Below are 16,683 nucleotides of genomic sequence, written 5' to 3' on the forward strand. Positions count from 1 at the left end.
GCCTTCTCGCTGCCGTCCCTCGGCGTCGGCCCGCCGCGGGGGTCCCTGCCGCCCCACCCCCGCCCCGCCCCCCCCGCAGTGGAGCCCCCCCCCCCCCCCCCCACACGACACAGCCTGAGCCCCTTGCGCGAAGCGCACACCTGCGTAGACCGCGCCTTGGGGGGGCGAAGGGGGGCTTGCCCCTCCTGGGAGGCGCTGTCTGGAACCCTGGGCGCGAAGCGCCGATGAGTGGAAGGCCGTGCTTTTGGGTCAGCGGCCCTGGTTGGCGACTGCCTCGATGGCGGTCTTGGCGGCCTCCGGGTCCAGGTATTCGCCGCCGGCCTTGCGGGGCTGGAAGTCCGCGTCCAGCTCGTACAGCAGAGGGATGCCCGTCGGGATGTTCAGCCCCGCGATCTCCTCGTCGCTGACGCCGTCCAGGTGCTTGACCAGGGCCCTCAGGGAGTTGCCGTGAGCCGCCACCAGGACCGTGCGGCCCGCTGCCAGGTCTGGGACGATCTGGTCGTACCAGTACGGGAGCATGCGGTCGACCACGTCCTTCAGGCACTCCGTGCGGGGCATCAGCTCCGGGGGGAGGAGGGCGTAGCGGGGGTCGCCGGCCTGGGAGTACTCGTCGTCGTCCGCGATCGGGGGCGGCGGCACGTCGTACGAGCGGCGCCACAGCATGAACTGCTCGTCGCCGAACTCCTCGCGCGTCTGCGCCTTGTTCTTGCCCTGAAGGGCGCCGTAGTGGCGCTCGTTGAGGCGCCAGCTCCGCTTGACCGGGAGCCAGAGCAGATCAGCCTCCCCCAACGCCAGCTGGGCCGTCTGGATGGCCCTGGTCAGCAAGCTGGTGTGGACGACGTCCGGGCGCAGTCCGGACTCGTGGATGAGCTTGCCGCCGCGGCGGGCCTCGTCCTCGCCCTTGGCCGAGAGGCTCACGTCCACCCAGCCGGTGAACAGGCCCTTCGCGTTCCAGTCACTCTCGCCGTGCCTTAGCAGCACCAAAGTCGCCATGCGGCCAATCCTATGGTTCCGGGAGTCCGCGGCGTTCTGTGGATCGAACCGTCAACGCTCCGGATCGGCGAAGCGGGCGAACGCCTGCAGGTTGGCGAGGGACTCCCCTCGTTTGGCCCGCCACTCCCACTCCCGCCTGATCGACGACGCGAACCCCAGCTCCAGCGCCCGGTCGAACCACTCGTCCGAGTACGTCAGCACGCACCCCAGCAACCGGTCCACCTCGTCCTGCGAGACGGCGGCCAGCGGCACCCGTCCCACCAGGTACACGTCCCCGACGGGGTCGAGCGAGAAGTGCACCCCGTACATCGAACCGTTCTTGCCGAGCAGCCAGCGATAGAACTCGGTGTGGTTCTCGTCGGGCTGGCGGCAGAAGAACGCCTCGACGTGCAGTGCCTGCTCCCCCACGATCAACCACGTCATGGTGGCGAGCTTGTGCTGGCCGGGCAGTTTGACCAGGAACGCCCCCGGCCGCGGCTCGTCGTAGGAGACGTCCGCGGCCTTGAGCGCGGCTTCGACGACATCGCGCATGCCGACAGGATAGAAGGCCGCCAGAACAAAAGTACGGAGCTAGAAGTTCAGGGCGACGGGCGTCTTGTGCAAGTGCGCGACGGCGGCCGCGTACACCTCCGTCAACCGGGACGCGGTCGCCTGCCAGCCGAACGCGGCCGCATGCGTGCGGGCGCCCTCCGACAGCGAGTCGCGCCACCCGGGCGAGGTGACGAAACGGCGCAGTGCCAGCGCCCATTCCGCCGGGTCGTGGCCGTTCACGAGCAGGCCGGACACCCCATCCCGTACGGCGGTGCGCAGCCCGCCCACGGCGGCGGCCGCGACGGGGGTGCCGCAGGCCTGGGACTCCAGCGCGACGAGGCCGAACGACTCGCTGTACGAGGGCACGACCGTCACGGAGGCCGCCCGGTACCAGTCGGCCAGTTCCTCCTGCGGGGCCGGGGGCACGAGGCGGACGACGTCCGAGATGCCGAGTTCGGTGGCCAGTTCGGCGAGGAGGGACGGTCTGGCCAGGCCGTTGCCCGACGGACCGCCGACGCAGGCCACGACCAGGCGGTCGCGGAGCGACGGGTCGTCGATGAGCATCCTGGAGGCGGCGCGGAGCAGCACGTCCGGGGCTTTGAGCGGCTGGATCCGGCCGACGAAGAGGAGCACGTGCGCGTCCTGCGGCAGGCCGAGCCGGCGGCGGGCGGCGCCCTGTGAGGCGGGTTGGAAGACGGTGAGGTTGACGCCGGGGTTCACGACGGCGACGCGCCCCTCGTCTGCGCCGTACAGGTCGATGAGCTCACGCGCCTCGTCGACGGTGTTGGCCACCAGGCGGTCGGCGATGTCCACGACCTGCTGCTCGCCGACCACACGGGCCTGGGGCTCCGGCTTGTCGCCCTCGGCGAGCAGGAGGTTCTTGACCTTGGCCATGGTGTGCATGGTGTGCACGAGCGGCACGCCCCAGCGCTCCTTGGCCAGCCAGCCGACCTGGCCGGACAGCCAGTAGTGGGAGTGGATGAGGTCGTAGCGGCCCGGGTCGTACATGGCCTCGGTGCGCAGCACCCCGGACAGGAACGCGCAGAGCTGGCCTGGGAGGTCGCTCCTGTTCATCTCCTCGTACGGGCCCGCGGTGAGGTGCCGTACGAGGACGCCCGGGGCGAGCTCGGCCACGGGCGGGAGGTCGCGGGCGGTGGCCCGGGTGAAGATCTCCACCTCCACGCCGAGCTGAGCGAGCCTTTTGGCGGACTCGACGATGTACACGTTCATGCCTCCGGCGTCGCCCGTTCCGGGCTGGTCCAGGGGCGACGTGTGCATGCTGATGGTCGCGACCCGGCTCACCCGTCGTCGCCTCACTAGACACCACCTCCAAGCTGGATATAACCATCCATATTTTTGCGACATTCCCGACATTGGGTCATAACCGGGTGTTTGGTGCGCCGTGAACCCGCCTCTACGACCGGGAGGGGCCCTTTTGAGGAGGCGCCACCCGACGCTTGGGGCGCGACTTCCCGGTGCCGGACGCGGGGGACGCGGAGCCGGGGAGTGGTGCGGTGGCGGGCGGCTGGCAGGATGAAGGGCATGCGGAGAACGGCTGTGGTGACCGGGGCGAGCAGTGGGATCGGAGAGGCGACCGCGCGAAGGCTCGCCGCCGAGGGTTTCGAGGTGGTGGCGGGAGCGCGGCGGCGCGAGCGGCTGGACAAGCTGGCCGCGGACGTGTCCTCGATCAGACCTGTGGAGCTGGATGTGACCACCCAGGAGTCGGTCGACGCCCTGGTGGACTCGCTCGAGCGCTGCGACGTGCTGGTCAACAACGCCGGTGGCGCCCTCGGCCTCGAATCGGTGGCGGAGGCCCACCTGGACGACTGGCAGCGCATGTACGACGTGAACGTGCTCGGCTCCCTGCGCATGACCAAGGCGCTCGTTCCCAAGCTCATCGAGTCGGGCGACGGCGTGCTGGTGATGGTGACCTCGACGGCGGGCCTGGTGTCGTACGAAGGCGGGGGCGGCTACTGCGCGGCCAAGCACGCCCAGACGTCCATGGTCGAGACGCTCCGCCTGGAGCTGGTCGGGGAGCCGGTGCGGGTCGTGGAGATCGCGCCGGGCATGGTGAAGAGCGAGGGGTTCGCGGTCACCCGGTTCCGCGGGGACGAGGCGGCCGCGGCGCGGGTCTACGCGGGCGTGCCCGACCCGCTGAGCTCGGATGACGTGGCCGACGCGATCACCTGGTGCGTGACCCGCCCTGCCCACGTGAACATCGACCGCATGATCATCCGCCCGAGAGCCCAGGCCGCCCAGCACAAGGTGCACCGCGTCAGTGGATAGACCGGCCAGAGCCGGGGGCGCCCCGCCAGATGGGCGGCGCCGCTGGACAGGTCACGTATCACCGGTCGGCACGATCACCCGGGGCACCACCGGGCACAACCGGCTGAGGCGCTCCGACCGGTGGGTCGTCGCCGTGCACGGCCCGCTGCTGCGGGCCGCCGAAAGGCCGCTCGTGGTGGATCTCGGGTACGGGGCGTCGCACACCACGACGCTGGAGCTGTTCACCCGGCTGCGCAGGGTGGCGCCGGAGGTCGAGGTGGTCGGGATCGAGATCGACCCGGCCAGGGTGGCGGTGGCGAAGCCGTACGAGAGGGAGGGGTTGAGCTTCCGGCTGGGCGGCTTCGAGCTGCCCGTCTCGCGCCCGCCGACGCTGGTGCGGGCCTTCAACGTCCTCAGGCAGTACGGCGAGGCCGAGGCGTGGCATTACTGGGACGTGCTCAGGGGTGGGCTGGCTCCGGGCGGCGTCCTGGTCGAGGGGACGTCGTCCGAGAACGGGCGGCGGGCGATCTGGGCGGGGCTGTCTCCGGAAGGGCCCCGGACGATCACGTTCTCGGCCCGTTTCGATGCCTTCGAGCGGCCTTCGGACCTGGCCGACCGCCTGCCGAAGACCCTCATTCACCGGAACGTGCCGGGTGAGCGGATTCATGCGTTCCTGAGCGACTTCGACCACGCCTGGGCGATGAGCGCGCCGTATGGGGCTCATGGGCTGCGGCAGCGGTGGCTGGCCTCCGTGCGGGTGCTGTCCACGTCGTGGCCGGTGCCCCTGCGCCCGCCGCTGGGCGGACCGGCCAGGTGGCGGCTCGGCGAGCTGACCCTCCCCTGGTCGGCCGTCGATCCTCGCTGAAGCGCCGCCGTCAGAGGTGTGCCTCGAACACGGCGTAGGCCGCGCTGTCGAACAGCACGAAGCGGACGTCCTCCACGGACGTGTCCGCCTGCCGCACCGCGTCAAGGGCGATCCGCGCGGCGTCGTCCATGGGCCAGCCGTAGATCCCGGTCGAGATCGCGGGAAAGGCCACCGATTTGGCCCCCAGCGAGTCGGCCACCCGCAGCGACTCCCGATAGCAGGCGGCCAGCAGCTCCGAACGGTCCTCCGACCTGGAGTGAACCGGCCCGACCGTGTGGATCACCCACTTCGCGGGCAGCCGCCCGGCCGTCGTGGCGACCGCCTGTCCAGTGGGCAGGCCCTTGCCGTAATGGCCGGCTCGCAGCTTCCTGCACTCCTCGAGGATCTCCGGCCCGCCGCGGCGGTGAATGGCGCCGTCCACGCCCCCGCCGCCCATTAGGGAGGAGTTGGCGGCGTTGACGACGGCGTCGGCGCGCTGCTCGGTGATGTCGCCTCGCACCAGCGTGATCTCCATCAAATTCGCGCGAAGGGGACCGCCTGATTCAGCTTGCGGGGAAGTCCGCGCTCCCTCCCTCCAGATTTTGTCGGCGCATGCCGATAGCGTGGTGGTCTCGTTACACAGCGTGGGAGGTGGGTATGCGTAGATCGTTCAAGTTTCTGCTGCGCCCCACCAGCAAGCAGGCCGCCGCGCTCGCGGCATGCCTGGAGGACCAACGGCAGTTGTACAACGCCGCTCTGGAGCATCGGCGCACGGCCTACCGCATGGCGGGCGTAACCATTCGCTACGGCGACCAGTCCGGCGAGTTGAAACACATCCGCATCGACGACCCCGATGGGCAGGGCCGGTGGTCGTTCTCGTCCCAGCAAGCCACCCTGCGCCGCTTGGACAAGGCATTCACGGCGTTCTTCACGCGGGTCCGCGAGGGCCGCACGCCGGGCTTCCCCCGCTTCAAGGGGCGCGGCTGGTTCGACACGGTGGAGTGGCCCAAAGACGGCGACGGCTGCCGCTGGGGTTCCCAGCCCGAGCACCCGTCGGCGACGTTCGTCCGTCTTCAGGGCGTCGGGCACGTACGCGTCCACCAGCACCGGCCCGCCAAGGGCAAGGTAAAGACGATCAGCGTCAAGCGGGAGGGCAGCCGCTGGTACGTGGTCTTGTCGTGCGATGACGTGCCCGCCGAACCCCTCCCGGCCACCGGCGCAGCCGTCGGCGTGGACCTCGGTGTGGCCCGGCTGGTCACCACCAGCGACGGCGAGCACCTGGACAACCCTCGCCACCTGGCCGCCACCGCCGACCGGCTCGCGATTGCGCAGCGGGACCTTGCCCGCAAGAAACGAGGGAGCAAGCGCCGCCGCAAAGCCGTGGCACGAGTTGCCACGCTGTATGCCAAGGTGCGGCGTCAACGCTTGGACGGGGGGCACAAGGCCGCGCTCGCCCTGGTCCGCAGCTATGACGTGATCGCGCATGAGGACCTGCGGATCGCGAACATGACCCGCTCGGCGTACGGCACGATCGAGCAGCCCGGCCGCAATGTGGCCGCCAAATCCGGGCTCAACCGAAGCATCCTGGATGCGGGTTGGGGGGTGTTCCTGAGGGTCCTCGCGCACAAGGCTGAAAGTGCCGGTCGAAAGCTGATCGCGGTGAACCCCGCCAACACCTCCCGCACCTGCGCCCGATGCAGGCACTGCGCTGCGGAGAACCGCCTCAGCCAAGCCGTGTTCCGATGTACGGCGTGCCAGCACAGCGCGCACGCCGACGTGAACGCCGCGATCAACATCCTCAGGGCAGGGCTTGCCCTTCGCGACGCTGCGCAAGCGGCTTAGCGAGAAGCCGCTCCCATCAGGGAACGGAGGAGTCACCTCACCGAGAGTGTCATCATCGGCCGTCTCTTGCCAACACCCGCGTCATGCGTACGGCCAGCAGGGCGAGCGCCGGCAGCGGGAGGAGCATGGACACCGCCCCTGCCAGGCGCTGGTCGGCGAGGACGTCCGGCGCGCCGGACGGGACCACGAGGGAGAGCCAGTCCGGCGCGACCGCGGGCCCGAGCAGCAGGAAGGCCCCGAGGACCATGTGGACCGCGGTCACGGTGGCCAGCAGCCGGGCGCGGGCTGCCCACGGGATCGCACCGGGCAGCGGATCCACGGCAGCCAGGGCCCAGAACACCAGGAGGCCGATGCCGAAGAAGAGGAGCTCGGTCAGCAGGTGGGGCGCGTACCTCGCCGTGGTCGGGCGGTCGAGGGGATACGTCCTCGCCATGGCTCAGCCCGCGTGCTCGGCGATGTCGGCCAGCTCGGCCTTCTGCGCCTGGATGACCTTGCCGGCCAGCTCCAGCGTGGGCCCGTGCTTGCCCGCCTTACTGACGGCCTCGGCCATCTGTACGCCGTGCTCCAGGTGCCCGGTCAGCTCCTTCAGCCACTGCCGGTCGAAATCTGGTCCGGCCCTCAGCTCCGAGCCCATCTGGGTGGTCGGCTCCGGCGGCAGCGGCTCCTTCCAGGAGCGCAGCCACGACGACATCATCTCGATGTCCGCCTTCTCCTCCGCGATGAGCTTCTTGCTCAGGTCGCGCACGTACGAGCTCTTGCCTCGCTCGGCCGCCACCTCGGCCAGCTGGATCGTCTGCTGGTGATGCGTGATCATCTCCTGGCTGAAGACCACGTCCGCCTGGACGTGGTCCACGGACGTGTCCGCGGCCGCCGCGCATCCCGCCGCCAGCACCAGCCCTAGCAGCGCCACAATTGCCGTGCTCCAACGCATGCCTGGAGATACGCGGGGTATGGCACAACGGTTCATCCGACGTGGCGGGGTTCACACTCCCCAAATGCCAGCTCGACAGGTTGTAGAGCTACCCTGAAGGGCGTGAAGGGTCTTGGCGAGCTTGAGCGCAGCATCATGGACATCCTCTGGGCGGAGAGCAGCGCGCTGACCGCCCGCGAGGTCGGCAGACTGATAGCCGACCGCGATCTTGCCCCCACCACGGTGATGACCGTGCTCGACCGCCTCACCCGCAAGGGCTTCCTCCAGCGCACCCGCGACGGCCGGGCATGGAGATATCAACCCGCCGAAAGCCGCGACGCGTACATCGCCGAGCTTATGCTTGAAGCCTTGGACATGACGGGCGACCGATCGGCCGCTCTGACTCGCTTCGCCCAGGCCGTGTCGGGCTCGGAGGCGGAGATCCTGCGAAGAGCCCTTACGGAGCTGGAGGAAGAGTGATCACGGCAGCGGTGCTGGCAGCGCTCGCCATGGCGTGCGCGGGCGGCTCCTGGCGTTTCACCACGGCCCGGTGGACCTCACGTGCTCCACGACTGGCCATCATCGTCTGGCAGTCCCTGGGCGTTGCCTGGGGCCTGGCCACCACCGGCGCCATGCTCGCCTACGCGGTCCAGCCGTACGGCGTGGGGGTGCTGCCCGGGCTGATCGCGTTCGCGCAGGGGGAGCGGCCGTTGGAGGCGTGGGACCCGCTGCACGTGCTGGCCCTGATCGCGGGGCTCACCGCGCTGACCGTGCTCGTCGCGGTGCTCCTCACCGCGGGTGTGCAGGCGCTGCGGGCGCGGCGGCGGCACCGCATGCTGCTCGCGCTGATCTCCCACGACGATCCCGGCGTGCCCGGAGTGCGGGTGCTCGACCACCCCGGCGCCGCGGCGTACTGCGTGCCCGGCCTGCGTTCGCAGGTCGTGGTGAGCGCGGGCGCGCTCAGGCTGCTGTCGGAGGACGAGCTCGCGGCCGTGCTCGCGCACGAGGCCGCGCATGTGCGCGAGCGGCACGACCTGGTGCTGCTGCCGTTCGCCGCGCTTGGCAGGGCGCTGCCCTGGTCGAAGGTGGTGGCCGACGCGCAGGCGCAGGTGGAGCTGCTCATCGAGATGGCCGCCGACGACCGCGCCCGGCGCTACTGCTCGCCGCGCAGGCTGGCGACGGCACTGCTCAGGTTCGGTACGGCAGGCGCCATGCCAACCCCCCACGGGATGATGGGCGTGCACGCCCACAACGTCATGGCCAGGGTCGACCGCCTGATCAAGCCGGGGCCCGAGCTGGCCGCGTCGGTGCGCTACGCATACATCGCGCTCTCTGTGGCATTGGTCACCACGACGCCTTTCCTGTGGGTCTTCCAGCTCTGATGCTTGCTGCCGTTAACCGTCCTGCTTGCAATTGCAAGCAGGACGGGGCAGACTATGGGGCATGGCACTACCCAAAGTCGGTTCGATCGGCGAATACATCCGCGACCAGCGGCAGCAGGCGAAGATCTCGCTGCGGCAGCTGGCGGAGGCGGCAGGGGTCTCCAATCCCTACCTGAGCCAGATCGAGCGCGGGCTGCGCAAGCCGAGCGCGGAGATCCTCAACCAGATCGCCAAAGGTCTGCGCATCTCCTCGCAGGCGCTCTATGTGCAGGCGGGCCTCATCGAGGACCGAGAGCCGCCAAGTGACGTCATCACGGCAATAAGGGCCGACACGCATCTCACCGAGCGGCAACGCCAGGTGCTGATTGATATCTATGAGTCGTTCCGTAAGGAGACGCGCGCCGAAGGCGAGCAGACCTCCCAGAATGCTCGCCCTCGGCGCGGCTCCGCATCGGACGACGAACCGCTGCCGGAGGAGTTTCTCGCCGCTCTTGAGCCCTATGCGGCGCCCTCCGGCAACGGCAACGTCACCCAGGAAACCAAGGAAGGTTAACCCATGACGCTCGCAACCGAGGTAAAGAAGCTCACCGAGTCCAAGCCGTTCTACGCCGTCGCGGGCGTCGGCGACTACGCCGTGGAGAAGCTGCGCGAGCTGCCTGAGCAGCTGCAGAAGCTGCAGTCGCGCCGCACCGAGCTCGCCAAGGAGCTGCCGGTGCGCGCCCGCGCGTACGCCGACAAGGCCGAGGGCCTCGCCAAGGACTTCCCCGAGAAGGCCCGCGAGTACGCCGACCAGATCACCAACAGGGCCACCGAGGTCTACGAGGACTTCGCCACGCGTGGCCGCAGGATCGTCAGCAAGGCCAGCGGCAGCGCCGCGCTCGAGCTCGAAGAGGTGTCCGAGGCCGCCGGGCCGCCCGTCACCAAGCCCGTGACGTCGGCCAGGAAGCCCCGCACCACCAAGACCAGGGCCTGACCCGACCGGAGAGCCCGCTTCCTTCGGAGGCGGGCTTTCCGCTTTGGGGTGCCCTCCTGTCGGGGCTGGCTATTAGGCTGAAGCCGATTTCATCGCGGCGTTGTGCGGAGCCAACAAACATGAACTTGATCAACGGTGTTCTCAACCTCCTCTTCCTGGTGCTCGCCGCCGTCATCTTCGGCATGTCGGTCTACTCGCTCGTGCACGCGCTCCGGGTGCCGACTGGCGCGTTCGTCTCGGCGGGCAAGCTGCAGAAGAACATCTGGCTGCTGATCCTCGGGCTGGCGACGCTGTTCTCCGCCGCGGGCGCGTGGAGCTACCTCACCGACTTCCTCTTCGTCGGCGGCATGGGCTTCATCGGCATGAGCGCCCTGGGCTTCTTCTCGATCCTGGCGGTCATCGCGGCCACGATCTACATCGTGGACGTCAAGCCGGCCGTGAAGGGCATGGGCCGGGGGAACAGCGGGCCCTACGGCCCCTGGTGATCAGGCCAGCTCGCCCGTCAGCCAGGCGGCGAGGCTCTCGTGCCCGACGAGCGTGGGATGCACGCCGTCGGGCAGGATCGCCTCAGCGGGCCAGCGCCGGCGCAGAGGGTCGAGGAACGTCACGTCCTCCCGCCTGGCCACCTTCGCCAGCTCGTCGCGCACGTCGTAGGCCCTCCTGGGCGCGCCGGCCAGCCAGATCGGCCCAACCATGACGATCTTCGTGTGCGGCCAGCGCCCACGCACCTCCTCCAGCAGCCGCGCGGCGGCGTGCCCCACCCGCGCCGGGCTCCAGCGTCCGTCGTTGTGGCCGCCGGAGATGACCAGCAGGTCGGGGGCCGGGCGCCAGGCCAGTTCCACCTCGAACGAGCGCTGGAACGTACGCCCCACTCTGCCTGTGTTGAGATAGCCCGTCCCGCCCGCACCGGCGATGACCGACTGGAAGCCCAGGCGCCGCGCGGCCTCCGACGCGTATGTCTCCCACCGGGGCACCGGCCCCGACCCCACGGTGAAGCTGTCGCCGACGAACATCATCACCGGCTTGGGCGAGGGCACGGCTCGCTCTTCACCGGCGCACCCCTGCACCAGCGCCGCCATCACGACGAACGGCGCGATGAGCCTCAGGCCACGCATTATCACCTCGGGGCACTAGGCTGCCGACATGACCAACGACCTCCACGGGCGCACACAACGGCTGGAACTGTCTGACCAGGTCCTACGCGACTTCGAAGCCGTCGTGCTGGACGCGGCGCCTGACGGGATCGTGCTGAGCAGGTCGGCATTCTATCCAGGTGGCGGCGGTCAGCCGGCGGATCACGGGGTTCTGATCTGGCAGGGCGTGGAGACCCGCATCGTGGGGGCGCGCAAGGGCGACGACCTCTACCTGATCCCGGCCGAGGGCGACCCGATCCCGCCCGCGGGCACCGTGGTCCAGGCGGCGGTGGCCGACGCGCGCCGCTCGGCTCTCATGCGTACGCACTCGGGGCTTCACGTGCTGTGCGGGGTCGTGTTCAGGGACTACGGCTGTCTCGTCACCGGCGGCAACATGGACGAGCTCAGCGCGCGGATGGACTTCAACCTTCCGGAGGTGCCTCCCGGGTTCAAGGAGGCCGTCGAGGACGCGTGCAACGCCGAGATCGCCGCCGACCGGCGCATCGACGTACGCGTCCTGCCCCGCAAGGAGGCGTTCGAGATCCCCGACATCATCCGCACGGCCACCAACCTCGTGCCGGAAACCGTGCAGGACGTGCGCATCGTCGACATCGTGGGCCTCGACACCCAGGCCGACGGCGGCACCCACGTGGCCTCCACCAAGCAGATCGGCCACATCAAGGTCGCCAAGATCGAGAGCAAGGGGCGCGGCTTCCGCCGGCTGCGCATCCAGATCTCCGGCTGACCCCCATCGGTGGGGCTGGCCTGCGCTCCTTCGCCCCGCCGCAGGGTGGGGGAAGTCGGCTAGTCGATCACTTTTGCGAGGCCGTCGAGCAGCGGGCCGAGCCCGAACTCGAAGAGCCGGTCAAGGTCGAGGTCGAAGTCGCCGCCGAGCTCGTCCACGACCCCGATGAAGGCCGGATACTCGTTCGACTCGGCGATCCAACGCAGGTGCTCCTCCTGCTCGGCCATCCACTCGTCGGCGGTGACCCCTGTGGCGGCCTGGGCGCGCTGCTCCAGCTCGATGTTGGCCGCGATGCCCTGCACATAGCTGTAGACCAGGGTGTGCACGTGCATCTTGGCCGTGGCGTCGAGCCTCGTGCCCTCCAGCGCCGCCATGGCCCATTCCGTGTGCCTGAGCAGGCTGGCCGAGGGCAGCGGCCTGGTCAGCGACGTGACGCCGGACATCCACGGGTGCGCACGGTAGCCGGCCCACTGAAGGCGGGCTGACGCCTCCAGCCTGGCCCGCCACCCGTCCAGGGGCTCCTCCGGCAACGGGAACTCGTCGATGACGGCTTCGACCATCAGCAGGACCAGGTCATCCTTGCCGCCCACATGACGGTAGAGGGACATGGTGGCCATGCCGAGCCGGTCGGCGACGCCGCGCATGGTGAGCTCGGGAAGCCCCTCGGCGTCGGCGATCTCGATGGCCGCCCGCACGATGCGGTCCCGAGTCAGATCGTTTCCGGAAATATCCGGACGCCGAGTGGCTGCCTGGCCCCCGCGAGGTTCCGCCACGATCGTGCCCACCCGCGGCTCCGCGACCACCACACCCTCCTGGGCCAGGAGCGCGAGCGCCTTGGCGGCGGTGGCCAGCGCGACCTGCCAGTCCCTGGCGAGCTGCCTGGTGGAGGGCACCCTGTCGCCCGGGCGCAGCTTGCCGTCGGCTATGCGGCGCTTGATATCGGCGACGATCCGGGCGTAGGGCGCTGTCATTCGACCTCCTGTACTAGTACAGATCTCGCCATCATACCCTTGTGACGTGCTGTCCGTACGTCGTACATTCAGCGTACGACGTCAACAAGACAGGAGCACATCATGAAGATCCTCATCTCCGGCGCGAGTGTCGGCGGCCCGGTCCTGGCCTACTGGCTGCGGCGGCACGGATACGAGACGACGCTCGTCGAGCGGGCCCCGGCCCCGCGCAAGGGCGGCCAGGCCATCGACATCAGGGGCGCCGCGCTGACCGTGGTCGCGAAGATGGGCGTCATCGAGCAGATCAAGGCCCTGCGGACCACCATGCGCGGCATGTCCATGGTGGACGGCGACGGCAACGAGCTCATGCGCAGCTACGAGGAGACGGTCAGCGGCGGCCGGTTCGACAGCCCGGACATCGAGATCATGCGCGACGACCTGACCGCGATCCTCACGGCCGCCACCGAAGGCGCCGAGTACGTCTACGGCGACTCGATCGCCACCCTCGCCCAGGACGACGACGGCGTGGACGTGACGTTCGAGAGCGGCCGTCAGGCCCGCTACGACTACGTGTTCGGCGCCGACGGCCTCCACTCCAACGTGCGCAAACTCGCCTTCGGCCCCGAGGAGCCGTTCCTCAGCCACCTCGGCATGTACGTCTCCATCTTCACCGCCGACAACTTCCTCGGCCTGGACCACTGGCAGACCTGGTTCCGCGAGGGCGATGCGGGAGGCGCCGTCTTCAGTGACCGGGACACCGCCGTGATGCGGGTCAACCTGGGCTTCGGCGCTTGGGGCCAATCGACTGATCCGATCGACTACGACTACCGCGACGTCGACCAGCAGAAGCGCCTGATCGAGGAGCACTGCTCGGGAATGGGCTGGGAGGTGCCGAAGCTGCTCGAGGCCATGTGGAAGGCCGACGACTTCTACTTCGACGCCATGGCCCAGGTCAAGATGGAGCGCTGGTCCAAGGGCAGGGTCGCGCTGATCGGCGACGCCGGCTACTGCGCCTCGCCGCTGTCGGGGCAGGGCACGAGCCTGGCCCTGGTGGGGGCGTACGTGCTGGCGCAGGAGCTCGGCAGGGACCCGCTGGCGGCCTTCGACCGGTACGAGGAGCGCATGCGCCCGTTCGTCGAGCAGAACCAGGCGCTCGCCCTCGAGAACCCCGGCCAGGGCGCCTCGCCGGAGAGCGTTCAGCGGGCGGCAACCAGCATCACGCTGGATTGACAGTCACGAACCGATACGATTTGCCGCCATGGGTATCAGACTCACGATGGCCGCACTTGGGGCCACCGCTCTGACGTTGACCGCCGCACCCGCGTACGCAGCGGGAGCCGGGATCACGGACGAGGTGACGATGACCCTCGGCAAGAACGGCACTCTGCACGTGGTCGAGAAGATCGGCGGGGCGTCGGGTGAGCTCAAGCGGACGTTCATCACCAGGACGCGGTACGACGACGGCAACGACCGCGTCTACCAGATCTCGAACGTCAAGGGCGGCACCCTGGCGGGCGACGTACTCACCGTGAAGGGCAACGGGACGGTCGAGTACGACGTCAAGGGAGCGGTGACGACCTCGGGCGGTGTCGAGGAGCTGCGCTGGTTCGCGGTGAACGGCTGGAATCAGCAGGTCGCCAAGGCCACGGTCAAGGTGAACGGCCCGGGGCAGGTCCAGAACCTGTCCTGCTTCGCCGGGGAGCTGACCTCGGCCATCGGCTGCACCTCGGCCTCCATGGACCACTCGGCCACCGAGGCCGACTTCGAGCAGGCGAACATCGGGCCCGGCCAGGCGCTGACCGTGGTCGTCGGCTATCCCAAGGGGTCCAGCGGCGGCGCCCTCATCCTGGAGAAGCGCTTCTCCCTTGCCTCCGCGTTCACGCTCAACACCGTCACGGGCGGCGCCCTGGCCGGGCTGCTGGTGCTGCTGCTCGGCGGCGTCGCCCTGCTCTACTGGACGCGCGGGCGCGACGCCAGGGTCGCGGGGCACGAGCGGGGCTCGGTCGATCCGGTGCAGAACGGCCACTTCTCCCCGCCCGACGGGGTCCGGCCTGGCCAGATCGGCACGCTGGTCGACGAGCAGGCCGACGTGGTCGACGTGACCGCCACGATCGTGGACCTCGCGGTCCGCGGCTACCTGCGGATCGACGAGCAGCAGCGCCAGACGTACGACGCGCCCGACTGGATGCTGGTCAGGCTGCCGAACGCGCCCGTCAACGCGCTGCTGCCCTACGAGCGCGCCCTGTACGACGCCATCTTCGACGGGCGGGACGCGGTGCTGCTGTCGCAGCTGTCCGGCTCGTTCGCCGCCCACCTGGGCAAGGTGCGCGACGCTCTCTACGCCGACGTCGTCAGGCAGGGCTGGTTCGCCCGGCGCCCGGACACCGAGCGCACCAGGTGGACGACGATCGGCGTGGTGCTAATCGGCCTCGGGCTGGTGGCCACGGTGGCGCTGGCCTGGTTCACCACGTACGGGCTGCTCGGCCTGGCTCTGGTCATCGCGGGTGGCGCGCTGGCCGTCGGCGGGCAGTACATGCCGGCCAAGACGGCCAAGGGCTCGACGGCGCTGGCGCACACCATGGGCTTCCGGCAGTACCTGTTCTCAGGCGAGCTGGGCGACGTGCCCGAGCAGCACAGGGTGGAGCTGTTCTCGCGCTACCTGCCGTACGCGGTGATCTTCGACGGGGTGGAGCACTGGTCGCGGGTGGTGGCCTCGGTCACCGGCAACGGCCACCAGGCCGACAACCTGTACTGGTACCACGGGCCCGCAGAGTGGGACCTGTCCAAGTTCGCCGGGTCGATGCGCACGTTCACCACCACGACCTCGGGCGCCATCTCCGCCACCCGCCAATTCCGCACCCTCTAACGGAAGCGGAGCTCGCCCACTGGCCGCCCGCCTCCGAGCACCGGCGGGGCGGCCAGCTCGTCCAGCTCGGGCGCGTCCAAGCCCAGCGAGCGCAGGGCAGCGACCGTGACGGGGACGCGGGCACGCTGCGACCCGTCCTCGATCTTGATCGTGCCCGCGCGCCCGTCCTCGAACGCGAACGCGTCGAACGCCTCGGCCCCCGCCTTCAGCATGAGACCGGGCAGCGCACGCATGAGCTTGGCCTCCGGCCGGTCGGTACCCGAGGTCCACTCGGGGTAGGTGCTCATGGCGTCGAAGATCTTGCGTTCGTACGAGTCGGGCGAGGACATGGGGAACGCCCTGAACGCCTTGGTCACCCCGAGCATCGACACGAAGAACAGCGGCGCCCCGCACCCGTCCACTCCGGAGGCCGCGATCCGCTCCCCTGTCAGGTCCTCCACCGTCTCGCGGATCGCGCGCTGGAGCGGGTGCTTGGGCTCGAGATAGGAGTCGGTGGGCCAGTCGTTCAGCACGCAGGTGGCCAGCATGGCGGCGTGCTTGCCGGAGCAGTTCATGCAGACGCGCCCGCGTTCGGTCACCGTACGGTCGAACGGGTAGTCCTCGGGACACCCCAGCGCCGACTCCTCCAGGCCGGCGCCCACGAGGATCTTCCTGACGCCGTCCACGTGGAACGGCTCGCCCGAATGGGAGGCGCAGGCCAGCGCCAGCAACTCACCCTCCAGCCCCAGGCCGGCGCGGAGCATGCCGAGCGCCTGAAGCGGCTTCATCGACGACCGTGGTGACGCGGGAACGTGCACCGCGCCCCTCGCCGCGACCGGGCGTCCTTCCGCGTCCACGGTCAGCATGCGAGCCTGATGCGTGGACTCCACGAACCCCGACCGGACAACTTCCACAATCATCGACATATAAATCCCCTTTCGGCATGAGTCTACGGATCGTCGCCGCTGGTCCAGAATGGATTGCCATGCGAGCAGTGGTGCAGAGAGTGAGTTCGGCGTCGGTCGTGGTCGACGGGCGCACGGTCGGGGCGATCGAGGAGCCGGGGCTGCTGGTGCTGGTGGGCGTCACGCACACGGACACGCCGGCCTCGTCCGCCAAGCTCGCCGCGAAGCTGTGGGGGCTGCGCATCCTGCACGGCGAGAAGTCCTGCTCGGACGTGTCGGCGCCGCTCCTGGTGATCAGTCAGTTCACCCTGTACGGCGACGCCCGCAAGGGGCGACGGCCCACGTGGCAGGCCGCCGCCCCTGGG

General features: G+C 69.6%; 21 protein-coding genes. 12 read left to right on the top strand and 9 right to left on the bottom strand.

Annotated features, from left to right (window positions below; genetic code table 11):
- Positions 1 to 249: 249 nt before the first annotated feature.
- Genes AB0J09_RS32435 through mshA form a run of 3 tightly spaced genes read right to left on the bottom strand, consistent with a single transcriptional unit; the run spans position 250 to position 2,802 of the window.
- The gene (locus AB0J09_RS32435; RefSeq protein WP_360699200.1) at positions 250 to 993 is read right to left on the bottom strand and encodes a phosphoglyceromutase; all 744 of its coding nucleotides are present in this window, start codon (positions 991 to 993) and stop codon (positions 250 to 252) included.
- A 51-nt stretch (positions 994 to 1,044) separates the two neighbouring features.
- A complete protein-coding gene (locus AB0J09_RS32440; RefSeq protein WP_360699202.1) occupies positions 1,045 to 1,524 on the bottom strand; it encodes a YbjN domain-containing protein in 480 nt (159 codons plus the stop codon).
- Between the two features lie 39 nt (positions 1,525 to 1,563).
- Positions 1,564 to 2,802, bottom strand: coding sequence for a D-inositol-3-phosphate glycosyltransferase (gene mshA / locus AB0J09_RS32445; RefSeq protein ID WP_360699237.1), 1,239 nt, complete (start codon positions 2,800 to 2,802; stop codon positions 1,564 to 1,566).
- A 264-nt stretch (positions 2,803 to 3,066) separates the two neighbouring features.
- On the opposite strand from mshA, the gene AB0J09_RS32450 reads away from it, so the two are divergent.
- Both AB0J09_RS32450 and AB0J09_RS32455 read left to right on the top strand, forming a co-directional pair.
- On the top strand, positions 3,067 to 3,810 hold the full coding sequence (locus AB0J09_RS32450; protein ID WP_360699204.1) for an SDR family NAD(P)-dependent oxidoreductase: 744 nt from the start codon (positions 3,067 to 3,069) through the stop codon (positions 3,808 to 3,810).
- Positions 3,803 to 4,654, top strand: coding sequence for a class I SAM-dependent methyltransferase (locus tag AB0J09_RS32455; RefSeq protein WP_360699206.1), 852 nt, complete (start codon positions 3,803 to 3,805; stop codon positions 4,652 to 4,654). The genes AB0J09_RS32450 and AB0J09_RS32455 overlap by 8 nt, the downstream gene beginning before the upstream one ends.
- A gap of 10 nt (positions 4,655 to 4,664) precedes the next feature.
- On the opposite strand, the gene AB0J09_RS32460 is transcribed toward AB0J09_RS32455, so the two are convergent.
- On the bottom strand, positions 4,665 to 5,168 hold the full coding sequence (locus AB0J09_RS32460) for an O-acetyl-ADP-ribose deacetylase (RefSeq protein ID WP_360699208.1): 504 nt from the start codon (positions 5,166 to 5,168) through the stop codon (positions 4,665 to 4,667).
- 122 nt (positions 5,169 to 5,290) lie between these two features.
- Here AB0J09_RS32460 and AB0J09_RS32465 point away from each other — a divergent pair, with 122 nt between their 5' ends.
- Positions 5,291 to 6,475: a transposase gene (locus AB0J09_RS32465; protein ID WP_360699209.1), complete on the top strand. Its 1,185-nt coding sequence runs from the start codon at positions 5,291 to 5,293 to the stop codon at positions 6,473 to 6,475.
- A 52-nt stretch (positions 6,476 to 6,527) separates the two neighbouring features.
- Here the strand turns inward: AB0J09_RS32465 and AB0J09_RS32470 are convergent, their stop codons facing one another.
- Together AB0J09_RS32470 and AB0J09_RS32475 are read right to left on the bottom strand one after the other, a co-directional pair.
- Complete coding sequence (locus tag AB0J09_RS32470) at positions 6,528 to 6,908, bottom strand: cytochrome c oxidase assembly protein (RefSeq protein ID WP_360699211.1); 381 nt, start codon at positions 6,906 to 6,908, stop codon at positions 6,528 to 6,530.
- A gap of 3 nt (positions 6,909 to 6,911) precedes the next feature.
- Positions 6,912 to 7,385, bottom strand: a complete 474-nt coding sequence (locus tag AB0J09_RS32475) for a DUF305 domain-containing protein (RefSeq protein ID WP_360699213.1) — start codon at positions 7,383 to 7,385, stop codon at positions 6,912 to 6,914.
- A 123-nt stretch (positions 7,386 to 7,508) separates the two neighbouring features.
- Here AB0J09_RS32475 and AB0J09_RS32480 point away from each other — a divergent pair, with 123 nt between their 5' ends.
- From AB0J09_RS32480 to AB0J09_RS32500, 5 genes are all read left to right on the top strand, one after another.
- The gene (locus tag AB0J09_RS32480; protein ID WP_350733241.1) at positions 7,509 to 7,865 is read left to right on the top strand and encodes a BlaI/MecI/CopY family transcriptional regulator; all 357 of its coding nucleotides are present in this window, start codon (positions 7,509 to 7,511) and stop codon (positions 7,863 to 7,865) included.
- Positions 7,862 to 8,767, top strand: a complete 906-nt coding sequence (locus tag AB0J09_RS32485; protein ID WP_360699215.1) for a M56 family metallopeptidase — start codon at positions 7,862 to 7,864, stop codon at positions 8,765 to 8,767. Before AB0J09_RS32480 ends, AB0J09_RS32485 begins: the two co-directional genes overlap by 4 nt.
- Positions 8,768 to 8,828: 61 nt before the next feature.
- A complete protein-coding gene (locus AB0J09_RS32490; protein WP_360699217.1) occupies positions 8,829 to 9,320 on the top strand; it encodes a helix-turn-helix domain-containing protein in 492 nt (163 codons plus the stop codon).
- 3 nt (positions 9,321 to 9,323) lie between these two features.
- Positions 9,324 to 9,740, top strand: coding sequence for a hypothetical protein (locus AB0J09_RS32495; protein ID WP_360699219.1), 417 nt, complete (start codon positions 9,324 to 9,326; stop codon positions 9,738 to 9,740).
- 119 nt (positions 9,741 to 9,859) lie between these two features.
- A complete protein-coding gene (locus AB0J09_RS32500; RefSeq protein WP_360699221.1) occupies positions 9,860 to 10,225 on the top strand; it encodes a DUF2516 family protein in 366 nt (121 codons plus the stop codon).
- Here the strand turns inward: AB0J09_RS32500 and AB0J09_RS32505 are convergent, their stop codons facing one another.
- A complete protein-coding gene (locus AB0J09_RS32505) occupies positions 10,226 to 10,855 on the bottom strand; it encodes an SGNH/GDSL hydrolase family protein (protein WP_360699223.1) in 630 nt (209 codons plus the stop codon).
- Positions 10,856 to 10,883: 28 nt separating this feature from the next.
- Between AB0J09_RS32505 and AB0J09_RS32510 the strand changes: the two genes are divergently transcribed.
- Positions 10,884 to 11,618, top strand: a complete 735-nt coding sequence (locus tag AB0J09_RS32510) for an alanyl-tRNA editing protein (RefSeq protein WP_360699225.1) — start codon at positions 10,884 to 10,886, stop codon at positions 11,616 to 11,618.
- Between the two features lie 59 nt (positions 11,619 to 11,677).
- Here the strand turns inward: AB0J09_RS32510 and AB0J09_RS32515 are convergent, their stop codons facing one another.
- Entirely contained in the window at positions 11,678 to 12,589 is a 912-nt protein-coding gene (locus AB0J09_RS32515; protein ID WP_360699227.1) for a TetR/AcrR family transcriptional regulator C-terminal domain-containing protein, read from the bottom strand.
- A gap of 102 nt (positions 12,590 to 12,691) precedes the next feature.
- Here AB0J09_RS32515 and AB0J09_RS32520 point away from each other — a divergent pair, with 102 nt between their 5' ends.
- Together AB0J09_RS32520 and AB0J09_RS32525 are read left to right on the top strand one after the other, a co-directional pair.
- Positions 12,692 to 13,798: an FAD-dependent monooxygenase gene (locus tag AB0J09_RS32520; RefSeq protein WP_360699229.1), complete on the top strand. Its 1,107-nt coding sequence runs from the start codon at positions 12,692 to 12,694 to the stop codon at positions 13,796 to 13,798.
- A 28-nt stretch (positions 13,799 to 13,826) separates the two neighbouring features.
- A complete protein-coding gene (locus AB0J09_RS32525) occupies positions 13,827 to 15,434 on the top strand; it encodes a DUF2207 domain-containing protein (RefSeq protein WP_360699231.1) in 1,608 nt (535 codons plus the stop codon).
- Here the strand turns inward: AB0J09_RS32525 and AB0J09_RS32530 are convergent.
- Entirely contained in the window at positions 15,431 to 16,339 is a 909-nt protein-coding gene (locus AB0J09_RS32530) for an asparaginase (RefSeq protein WP_360699233.1), read from the bottom strand. The genes AB0J09_RS32525 and AB0J09_RS32530 overlap by 4 nt on opposite strands.
- Positions 16,340 to 16,398: 59 nt before the next feature.
- On the opposite strand from AB0J09_RS32530, the gene AB0J09_RS32535 reads away from it, so the two are divergent.
- Positions 16,399 to 16,683 (top strand): D-aminoacyl-tRNA deacylase (locus AB0J09_RS32535; RefSeq protein WP_360699235.1); only part of this gene is annotated, 285 nt, incomplete at its 3' end.

It is taken from the genome of Nonomuraea sp. NPDC049784 (assembly GCF_040659615.1).
Classification (GTDB): domain Bacteria; phylum Actinomycetota; class Actinomycetes; order Streptosporangiales; family Streptosporangiaceae; genus Nonomuraea.